Annotated in this window: 7 protein-coding genes and 1 pseudogene; all 8 read left to right on the top strand. The window is 61.4% G+C overall.

The features are described 5' to 3' along the window. Positions 1-569: pseudogene (locus Q3C01_RS44175) on the top strand (3-hydroxyacyl-CoA dehydrogenase); the annotation flags it as partial. Position 570: 1 nt separating this feature from the next. Then, complete coding sequence (locus Q3C01_RS44170) at positions 571-1,548, top strand: 3-hydroxyacyl-CoA dehydrogenase NAD-binding domain-containing protein (RefSeq protein ID WP_458151615.1); 978 nt, start codon at positions 571-573, stop codon at positions 1,546-1,548. A gap of 221 nt (positions 1,549-1,769) precedes the next feature. Next, positions 1,770-2,990 carry an acyl-CoA dehydrogenase family protein gene (locus Q3C01_RS44165; RefSeq protein WP_458151614.1) on the top strand — a complete coding sequence of 407 codons (1,221 nt, stop codon included), beginning with the start codon at positions 1,770-1,772 and terminating at the stop codon, positions 2,988-2,990. A gap of 66 nt (positions 2,991-3,056) precedes the next feature. Continuing rightward, positions 3,057-3,851 (top strand): enoyl-CoA hydratase-related protein, encoded by a 795-nt coding sequence (locus Q3C01_RS44160; protein WP_458151613.1) that lies wholly within the window; start codon positions 3,057-3,059, stop codon positions 3,849-3,851. A 114-nt stretch (positions 3,852-3,965) separates the two neighbouring features. Further along, positions 3,966-5,192 (top strand): CaiB/BaiF CoA transferase family protein, encoded by a 1,227-nt coding sequence (locus Q3C01_RS44155; RefSeq protein ID WP_458151612.1) that lies wholly within the window; start codon positions 3,966-3,968, stop codon positions 5,190-5,192. Between the two features lie 73 nt (positions 5,193-5,265). Further along, positions 5,266-6,177, top strand: a complete 912-nt coding sequence (locus Q3C01_RS44150) for a helix-turn-helix domain-containing protein (RefSeq protein WP_458151611.1) — start codon at positions 5,266-5,268, stop codon at positions 6,175-6,177. Positions 6,178-6,227: 50 nt separating this feature from the next. Further along, positions 6,228-7,136 (top strand): helix-turn-helix domain-containing protein, encoded by a 909-nt coding sequence (locus Q3C01_RS44145; RefSeq protein ID WP_458151616.1) that lies wholly within the window; start codon positions 6,228-6,230, stop codon positions 7,134-7,136. A gap of 297 nt (positions 7,137-7,433) precedes the next feature. Then, positions 7,434-10,687: ATP-binding protein (locus Q3C01_RS44140; protein ID WP_458151610.1), on the top strand; the 3,254-nt coding region annotated here is incomplete at its 3' end.

Below are 10,687 nucleotides of genomic sequence, written 5' to 3'. Positions count from 1 at the left end.
GCGTCATGCGCGCCAATCTGGATGGCTCGCAGATCGAAACACTGATCGAAGCGGGGCGCGGCGACGCGGATAGCCGCGACCAGACGAGGTGGTGCGTCGGGCTGACGATCGATCCGAAGCACCGCAAGATCTATTGGACCCAGAAGGGTCCCGATAATGCCGGCCGCGGTCGCATTTTCCGCGCCAATCTCGAAATTCCGGCGGGACAGACTGCGGCAAACCGATCGGACATCGAAGTCTTCTTCAATCGCTTGCCCGAGCCGATCGACCTCGAGCTCGATCTCAAGAATCGCGTCCTGTACTGGACCGACCGCGGCGATCCTCCGCGCGGCAATACGGTGAACAGGGCTGCCATCGACAACAGGCCGGCCGAGCCGGAAATCGTCGTGACTCACCTGATGGAGGGAATCGGCATCGCTCTCGACGTGCCGGGCGACCGCATGTTCGTGACCGACTTCGCAGGCTCGATCTACTCCGCGCATCTCGATGGATCGGGCGAGCGAAACTTCCTCTACGCACAAGGCAACCTCACCGGCATTGCATATGCCGAAATCTCGCAGGAGAACTGATATGCCACAGAACAAGCCTATTCGCCGCGTCGCCGTGATTGGCACCGGGGTGATCGGAGCCAGTTGGGCGGCTCTCTTCCTTGCGAACGGCCTCGAGGTCGTCGCAACCGACGTTGCGCCGGACGCGGAAGCGGCTTTGAAGCGCTTCGTCGCGGCAGCCTGGCCCGCGCTGCAACGACTAGGCCTCGCGTCCGGCGCGTCGCAAAGCAAGCTGAGCTTCACCGCGGCGCTCGCAACGGCCGTGAAGAACGCCGATCTGGTGCAGGAAAACGGACCCGAAAAAATTGACTTCAAGAGAACGCTCTACAAGCAGCTGGATGAGCTGCTGCCTCCCGAGGTCATCATCGCCTCGAGTTCGTCGGGCCTGACCATGAGCGAGATCCAGTCGGCCTGCCCTTCCCACCCCGAGCGCTGCGTGATTGGCCATCCCTTCAATCCGCCGCATCTGGTGCCGCTGGTCGAAATCGTCGGCGGCGCCAAGACCTCGGAAGAGACCATTCGGCGGGCAACCGAGTTCTATGCCGGTCTCGGCAAGCGCCCCGTCCGCCTCAACAAGGAGGTGCCGGGCCACGTCGCCAACCGTCTCCAGGCAGCCCTGGCGAGGGAGGTCTATCACCTCGTTGCCGAGGGCGTCGTCAGCGTAGCTGACGTCGACACCGCCGTGAGCTGGGGCCCGGGCCTGCGCTGGGGAATCATGGGCCAGGTCCTCCTCAACCATCTCGGCGGCGGCCAAGGCGGCATCGAGCACTTCTTTCAGCAGTTCACCGGACCGATGGAGGCCTGGTGGAAAGTGCTAGGCAACCCGCATCTCACTCCGGACGTCCAGAAGAAGTTGATCGACGGCGTTCATGCCGAAGTCGGCGCACGCTCGGTCGACGAGCTGGCGGCAGAGCGCGACGAGATCCTGCTCGGCCTGATCGAACTGCGCAAGAAGGTCGCCAAGGCTGACCGGCCGAAACTGGCGGAGCCGGTCGCCTAAAGGTCTTCGCATTCCGACAAACTGAAGCCTCCGCAGGCGGACAGCCTTCGGGGGCTTCCTTGCTTTCGAGTGCAACAAGGCGGTCGCGAACAAGGCGGCAAAAACGTCCCCGACAGGGCAAGCCCCTTCAAGAGGAGAGACCGCTTCGGCGTCAGATTAGCAGCGAACCTGATCGTTCAACTTCCCAGGCATGCCAAGCCGCAGTCAAAGGAGATCCAAAAATGGCCACCGCTACCGCAGCCCGCAAGACGGACGCGCCGAAGGCGCTACCGGCGCCCAACGGCGACTTCTACCAGCTCGTCGAGCTCCTGAACGCCGACGAACTCGGGGTTGTGAGAAAGGTGCGGTCCTTCATGGAAACGAAGGTGAAGCCCGTCATTGCCAAATACTGGTCCGACGATGCCTTCCCGTTCGAGCTGCTGCCTTCGTTCAAGGAACTTGGCATCGGCGGGCTCGGCTATGACGGCTACGGATGCGCTGGCGGCAGCCAGAAGCTATTCGGATTCGTCGCGATGGAGATGGCGCGGGTCGACCCCTCGATCGGTACGTTCTTTGGCGTGCATAGTGGCCTCGCCATGGGTTCGATCTATCTCGACGGCTCCGAGGAGCAGAAGCAAAAGTGGCTGCCGCAAATGGCGCGCTTCGAAAAGATCGGATGCTTCGGCCTGACCGAGCCGCTGGTCGGCTCCGGCGCGAGCGGCGGTCTCACCACGACCGCGAAGCGCGAGGGCGATACCTGGATTCTGAACGGCCAGAAGCGATGGATCGGCAACGCCCCGTGGTGCGATCTCTCCATCATCTGGGCGCGTGACCTCGCCGACAACCAGGTGAAGGGCTTCATTGTCGAAAACAAGAGTTCACCCGGTTTCAGCGTGGAGAAGATCGAGAACAAGATGGCGTTGAAGGTCGTGCAGAACGGCCAGATTACGCTGAAAGACGTGCGCGTTCCCGAGGCCAACCGCCTGCAGGGCGGCAACTCCTTCCGCGACACCGCCCGCGTGCTGCGCATGACCCGCTATATGGTGGGATGGGCCTCGACCGGCGCGCAGATGGGCGCCTTTGAAAACACGTTGGCCTATACCCAGAGCCGCCTCCAGTTCGGCAAGCCGATCGCCTCGTTCCAGCTGGTGCAGGATCTGCTGGCCAAGATGCTCGGCAATCTCACCGCCTGCCAGTGCCTGATGCTTCGGCTGGCGCAGCTCGACGACGAAGGCAAGCTGGGCGATCATCACGCCGCGCTCGCCAAGGCGTACTGCACCGCCAAGGCGCGCGAGACAGTGGCCTGGGGTCGCGAACTCTTGGGCGGCAACGGCATCGTGGCCGACTACCACGTCGGCAAGTTGTTCGCCGACGTCGAGGCGCTCTATTCCTACGAGGGCACCTACCAGATGCAGAACCTGATCGTCGGCAAGGCCATCACCGGTATTGGCGCCTTCGTCTGATCGCTGCGCTATGCGGGCGGAGTTTCGTGACCTCCGCCCGCCCCTTCCCGACAACAGGAGACGACAATGGCCGACGCTTTGGCGCTCGCGAACGTGCTTTACGAGAAGAAGAACGGGATCGCTTACATCACCCTCAATCGCCCGAAAGTCCTCAACGCGCTCAACACGCCGACCTGGACGGATCTGAAGACTGCGTTCGAGGACGCGAAGCGAGATGCGGCGGTACACGGCGTGATCCTGACAGGCAGCGGCGACAAGGCCTTCATTGCCGGCGCCGACATCAGCGAGCTCGCGCATGTCGACGCCTACGACGCCCAGGAGTCCAGCCGGTTCGGACAGGATGTGCTGAACCTGATCGAAAATCTTGGCAAGCCGGTAATTGCTGCGATCAACGGGTTTGCCCTTGGCGGCGGCTGCGAGACGGCAATGGCCTGCACCATCCGGATCGCCGCCGAGCATGCCAAATTCGGCCAGCCGGAGGTGAAGCTGGGGCTCGTGCCCGGAGGCGGAGGCACGCAGCGTCTGCCGCGCCTCGTCGGCAAGGGCCGCGCGCTGCAACTCATCCTCACAGGCGAGACGATCTCAGCGCAAGAAGCCTATCGAATTGGCCTCGTCAACGAGATCGTTCCCGCGGCCAATCTCGTTGCGCGCGCCGAGGCGATCCTGAAGCAGATCTCCGCCAACGCCCCGATCGCCGTGAAGTTCTCGCTCGAAGCGGCCAACAAGGGCATGGACACCAGTCAAACCGAGGGCTTCGCACTCGAAGCCTCCTATTTCGGCATCTGCGCTGCAACTGAAGATAAGAAGGAAGGCACGTCCGCCTTCCTCGAGAAGCGCGCGCCGCAGTTTCATGGGCGATGAACACCAGGCACGGCCAAGGCAGGTAAACCGCCATGGCAACTCTCGGCTCCTCGCGCGCATCCCACTGAACGAACTGCGATGCATGCACGAACTTCAAGACAAAGGAGAACAAGGATGACGAACGACAACATTTTCTCAGGCCTGAAGGTAGTGGATCTCGCGAGCTTCATCGCGGGCCCCAGTGCCGCCGTGATCCTGTCGGACTTCGGTGCGGACGTCATCAAGGTGGAGCCGCCAAGCGGCGAGCTGTGGAGACATGCAAACAAGCTCCCTCCCCAGCCGGTCGCCGACGACGCCTACCCCTGGCATCTGGCCAACCGCAACAAGCGCGGGATCACGCTGGACCTGAAATCACCGAGCGCTCAGCAGATCCTGGAAAAGCTCGTAAAATGGGCGGACGTGCTCGTCGTCAACACACCGCATCCCGCTCGCGCACGATTGAAGCTTGAATACAACGACGTGGTGCGCTGGAATCCGCGCCTCATCTACGCCGACATCTCGGGCTTCGGCGACAAGGGGCCGGATGCCGATCTCCCGGGCTTCGATATCACCTCATACTGGGCCCGCAGCGGCCTGTTGTCGCTGACGCGCGACGCCGGCGCGCCGCCGACCTGGCCAGTGGCGGGCAGTGGCGACAACGCGACCGCCGTCGGGCTTTATTCGGCGATCGTCACCGCCCTCTATCGTCGCGAGCGCACCGGCGAAGGCGCGCATGTCACGACGTCACTGCTCGCCGAAGGCATCTGGTCCGCGAGCGTCTCGATCCAGGCCGCGCTGTGTGAAGCAAAATTCTTCGGGCTGCACGACCGCAGGCACCCTGCCAACGCGGCGATGAATGTCTATCGCGCCAAGGACAACACCTGGTTCGTCCTCATCGTAACACCCGACAAGCTGGAAGCCGTGGCGAAAGCCATTGGCCGCCCCGACCTCCATACCGATCCCCGCTTCTCCGATCCGGCGAAGCTGATGGCCAACATGGAGGCGTTGACGGCTATCCTGGACGACGTCTTCGGCTCACAGCCGATGGCATATTGGTACGAGGTGTTTAGCGGCGTGCATGTAACGTTCGGTGCTGTGCGCGGGCCGCAGGAGGCGATCAACGATCCGCAGCTCCGGGCAAACGACATCATCGTTCCCCTCGAAGGTGCTGGCGGCAAGCTGACCTCGACGATCTCGAGCCCGATCCAGGTGCACGGCGTTGCCAAGGTGTCGGCCAAGCGAGCCCCGAAACTCGGGGAACACAATGAAGCGGTTCTCCACGAACTCGGATTCAGCGCCTCGGAAATCGATGGATTGCGCGCGGCTGGTGCCATTCCGAAGGCAAGGGAACATGCGGCGTAGGTCGCGCCGCCGAGATCGATAAGGTTTGTGCAGTGGAATCAACCTGGAAGTCTCGCGATTTCTGGAATTGAAGATGCAAAAACGCGCGTACGGCCAACAGCTTGCTGAAGCCCTGCACGTCGGCAGGGCAAGAACCTTCGTCACCAAACCTATCCTTCAGAGGTCCGGGATCGCGGTGACCGAAGTCAGACGGGACCATCCGCAAAACGGCTATACCTCGCCGGTGCCCCTGGAGGACGCATTTCTTGTCACGCTGAACATCAGGGACTGGCCAAAGCGGATCCTCTGGATCGACGGCAAGCCAGTATCGGCCCTTCCTCTAAAGGCCGGCTCGTCGAACATTTTCGACCTCCGACGGAAATACATCGGCTACGGCGCCTCCTCGTTTCACATGATGTCCTTCTACCTGCCCCGCGCAGTGCTCAACTCCATTGGAGAGCTGGAAGGAACCCGGCCGATCGATGGCTTCGCGCACGATCCACGCAGGGGCATCGATGATACCGTCATTCGCGAACTTGGCCTTTCTCTTTTTCCTGCCTTTCAACGGCCGGGCGAAACCAACACGCTGTTCGTTGACCACATTACGACAGCCATTGCAGCTCACGTGCTCCACGCCTACGGCGTCCCCGGCAAAAAGCGCGGCAAATTCGGCCGAGGATTGGCAAAGTGGCAGGAGGAGCGGGTCAAGGCGATCCTCTCAGCCGACCTTCAGGGGAACGTCTCCATCGTCCAACTTGCAGGTGAATGTGGAATGTCACCAAGCGGCTTTTCGACAGCCTTCAAGAACGTGACCGGTCTACCGCCACATCGTTGGCTACTGGAGCGCAGGGTGGAAAAAGCGATGACCCTGATGCGGCAAAGGACGTGTTCGCTGGATCACGTCGCCAGGCAATGCGGATTTCACGACGAACATCACCTGAGCCGCGTGTTCGGCAACATCGCCGGCGCCACACCACAGGATTGGCGACGAACTATCTTGTCTTGAGCGAGTGACCCACGGAACGAACGGCGCATCCAGAGAGATATTTGCACGAAATGTCGGCTCAAAGAGGCTATGGCCAAACAGTCGCACAACTTCTCCAACTCGGAGAGGCCCCGACACTTGTCCAGCAAAAGGGCCACAAGGAATTCGCCGCAACTCTGGTTCAGTCGCAACAGCCCTCTGTCGAAAAATCTCCTCCGCTCCCGAATGAGGACGCCATCATCCTTTCGGTCTCGCTTTGCTCCGGCCTCGAGCGCGAAGTTTGGCTCAACCAGCGCCACCTGACCCGGCAAGGTCCCCAGCCGGCGGGCGTCGCGACGCTTCTCGACTTGCGTAATGACAACCAGGTGAGGTTCAGGAGCGGCTTCCATCTTGTGCACTTTTACTTCACGCGCGCAGCCCTGAACGGAGTACTTGAACACCAGGGCGCGAAAGCCATCGATGAATTGCAGGCTGATACAGGCATTTCATTACCCGATCCGACGATGATGCAGCTCGCTGTTGCCTTGCTACCCTCGCTGATGCGTCCACGAGAGGCCAGCCGCATCTTCGTCGACCATGTCATGCAAGCCGCTGCAGCGCATGTCATGCAGACCTATGCGGGTGCCGACGGCTTGGATCGCCGGATCAAGGGGGGATTGGCGTCCTGGCAGCAGAAAAAAGCAACCGAGCTACTGAGCGAAAATCTTGAGGGCACCCTCTCCCTTGCCGAAGTTGCTTCGGAGTGCGGCCTTTCGCCAAGCCACTTTGCCCGTGCTTTCACCCAGTCAATGGGCCTCTCTCCACATCGTTGGCTCCAGGATCAGAGGATCAACCGAGCCAAGACCCTGCTGACGGATGCGGAACTAGCGCTTGCTCAGGTAGCCAAGCTTACCGGCTTTGCCGATCAAAGCCACTTCACGCGTGTTTTCTCAAAAGCGATCGGCACCAGTCCGGGCGCCTGGCGGCGTTTGGCCGTGTAACGTTGGCCATGCTGACAGCACGGCCCAAACGCTTCCCGAACAAGACCATGATCAAATCGGGAAGACCCGCTGAGGCCCAGCCTCGACGCCTGAAGAGCTCTTTGTTGGATGGGACACTAGGTCCATGTCGGAATTGGCCTTTCTGATCAGTTTCAGACCATCTATGATGGTTTTGTACAAGGCCTGACACTCCCCACCGCGGTTATGATCGCGATGGGCGTTGCTGCTGATCAACGAACATCGCAGGGCATCCCGATGGAAGTTGTAGAGCAACTGGATAGAGGGCCAACGGCCGAGATGGATTTCGCCAACCACGCTTGCAACGTGTTGCGGCGGGGCAACTATGAGCTTTGCCGGCTCGAGCGCGAGGCGGGCGACCGCATCCTGCTCGTCGTCCCGGGCCACGAAGCGCCCCATTCAAGCAAGCGCCTAGAGCATGAGCTGGCGCTGCAGGCCGAGCTGGATGCAGCCTGGGCCGCGCGGCCCATCGCGCTCACCCGGCTTCAGGAGCGGCCCGCCCTTGCCCTTCAGGACCCAGGAGGCGAGCTCCTGGAGCAGTGGATCGGCCAGCCGCTGGACACGACACGTTTCCTTCAGATTGCCATCGCCGTCATTGAGGCAGTGCGCCAGGTCCACGAACGGGGCCTCATCCACAAGGATATCAAGCCCGCGAACATCCTGGTTGATCCCGTGGGTCGCCGGGCCTGGCTGACCGGGTTCGGAATTGCCTCCCGCCTGGCTCGCGAGCACCAGACGCCCGAGCCGCCAGACGTCATCTCGGGGACTCTCGCTTACATGGCGCCGGAGCAGACCGGCCGCATGAACCGCGCGACTGACTCTCGTAGCGACCTTTACGCGCTCGGCGTCACTTTCTACGAGCTGCTGACGGGCACCCTACCCTTCACCACCTCCGATCCGATCGAGCTCATTCATTGCCACATCGCGCGCGAGCCCACGCCACCAAGCGCGCAAGCGTGTCGCGCGCCCGAACAAATCTCCTCGATCGTGATGAAGCTGCTCGCCAAGGCGGCGGAGGATCGATACCAGACGGCCGTTGGCCTTGAGATCGACCTGCGAAGGTGCCTTGCCGAATGGGAAGAAGCCGGGCGAATCGTACCATTTTCCTTGGCGGCGGCAGATGCACCGGCTCGCTTGCTGATCCCCGAGCGACTGTATGGACGCGAAAGCCAGGTAGCGACTCTGCTCAACGCCTTCGACCAGGTCGCTACCAGCGGAGCGACGCAGCTCGTGCTGGTGTCGGGTTATTCCGGAATCGGCAAGTCGTCAGTTGTGAACGAACTGCACAAAGTGATCATCCTGCCGCGAGGCATCTTCATTTCCGGCAAGTTCGATCAGCGCAGCCGCGACATTCCCTATGCGACAGTAGCTGAGGCTTTTCAGACGCTGATCCGGCAAATTCTGAACGGAAAGGCAAGTGACATCTCGCACTGGCGAGCCGCGGTCCTCGAGGCCGTCGGGACCAATGGCCGCCTGCTCACAGACCTGATGCCCGAGCTCACCCGGATGATCGGTCCGCAGCCGGACGTGCCTGACCTTGCGCCGTTTGACGCCCAGCTTCGCTTCCAGGCCGTGTTCCAGAGATTCGTGAGCGTGTTCGCGCGCCCCGAACATCCCTTGTTGATCTTCATCGACGACCTCCAGTGGCTCGACCCCGCTACTCTCGCCCTGATTGAGCAGCTTGCGACCCATCCCGACGTCGGGCATCTGCTGCTGATTGGGGCCTACCGGGACAACGAGGTCGGCGCTGAGCACATGCTGCTGCGTATGGTGGCCTCGGTTCGACAAGCCGGAACGCCAGTCAACGAAATTGCGCTGGGCCCGATCTCGCTCGCCGACGTCAATCAGCTCGTCGCCGACACGTTGCGCTGCCTGCCGACGCGGGCCCGAAGGCTCGCCGGCCTTATCTATCGCAAGACTGGCGGTAATCCGTTCTTCGCAGTCCAGTTCCTGACCAACCTTTCCGAGGAGGGCCTCCTCCACCTCGATCCTAAGACGCGCGAGTGGATCTGGGATCTGGAAGGAATCGACGCCAAGGGGTTCACCGATAATCTCGTCGATCTGATGCTGGGGCGCCTGAAGCGCTTGCCAACGAGTGCGCAGGACACACTGAAGCTGCTCGCCTGCCTCGGCAGTCAGGCCGACATCGCAACACTAGAGCTCGTGATCGGCATGGTGAAAGCCGAAATCCACGAAAGCCTGCGCGTGGCCGTCCAGTACGGCATCATCGTCTCCCGCGGTGAGCACTATCGGTTCCTCCACGATCGTGTACAGGAAGCGGCGTATGCGCTGATCGCCGACAGCTTGCGTCCTGCCTTGCATTTCAGGGTGGGACAACGACTGATGGCGGAGCTAAGGGATGAGGAGGTCGCCGAGAAGCTCTTCGATATCGTCAGTCAGCTCAACCTTGGGGTCCTCGCCGCCACCGAGCCAAACGAGAAAGCCCGAATAGCCCGGCTCAATCTCCAGGCAGGATTGCGGGCCAAGGCTTCCACTGCGCACGCATCCGCCTGCAGTTACTTCGCATTTGGACTGGAGACCCTGGGCGATCAGGGTTGGGAGCAGGCGTACGACCTTGCCTTCAAGCTGCTGCTCGAACGCGCCGAATGCGAGCTGTTGCGCGCCAATATGGCCCTCTCCGGCGAGCTTATCGAATTGCTGCTTGCGAAGGCTAGGACCCGGGTGGACCGCACCGAGGGCTACAGGCTCCGCGTCACGCTGCAACTCCTTCATGGCGACATGGCGAACGCGGTTGGGACTGCGCTCGAGTGCGTGAAAATGTTCGATATGACGTTTCCCGAACGTCCCACGGCCGAAGACGTTCGCAAGGAATACGATGACCTGAAGCGTCGGATGGGATCTCGCCCCATTGAGAGCCTCATTGATCTTCCACTGATGGAGGATCCCGAGATGCGCGCGCTCAGCAACGTCTTGCTGACCCTCGGTCAGTCCTCCTATTTCGTCGACGAGCATCTTTATGGCTTTTTCGCACTTCGGATGGTCACACTTTCTATCGACTTCGGTCATAGCTCATCCTGCATCGTCGGATATGGAGGCTTGGGGATCATCCTCGGTCCGGCGTTCGGTCGCTTCGAGGAGGGCTTGCGGTTCGCTCGCGTGGCTGTCGCGGTCACGGAACGCCACCGCTTCCTGGCACATCAGCCCGCCGCCTATCTCCTTCTGCAGATGGCATCACTCTGGACTCTGACCATCGATGAAGCCCAGACATGTCTCGACTCCGCGGACAAGGTTGCGCGGGAAACGGGCGAGGTCGTGTTTGCCTGTATCAGCGCAGAACACCGAGTCACAAACCTTTTTGCTCGCGGCGACCCGCTTGATGCGATTTGGCCGGCCTTGATCAATTCCCTGTCCTTCGTCCGCAAGAAGGGATACGCGCACATCATCGACATCCTGCTCGCGATACAGCATTTCATCGCGATGCTGAGGGGCGATATCACGAACGAAAACCTCGTGAGCGATGAGGCGACCCTGCTGCGGACCGGCCTTCCGGTTGTGCAGTGCTTCTACTGGAT

It is taken from the genome of Bradyrhizobium sp. UFLA05-109, assembly GCF_054185165.1.
The sequence above is the reverse complement of the archived record's forward strand: the minus strand, read 5'-3'. Positions and strand labels throughout refer to the sequence as shown.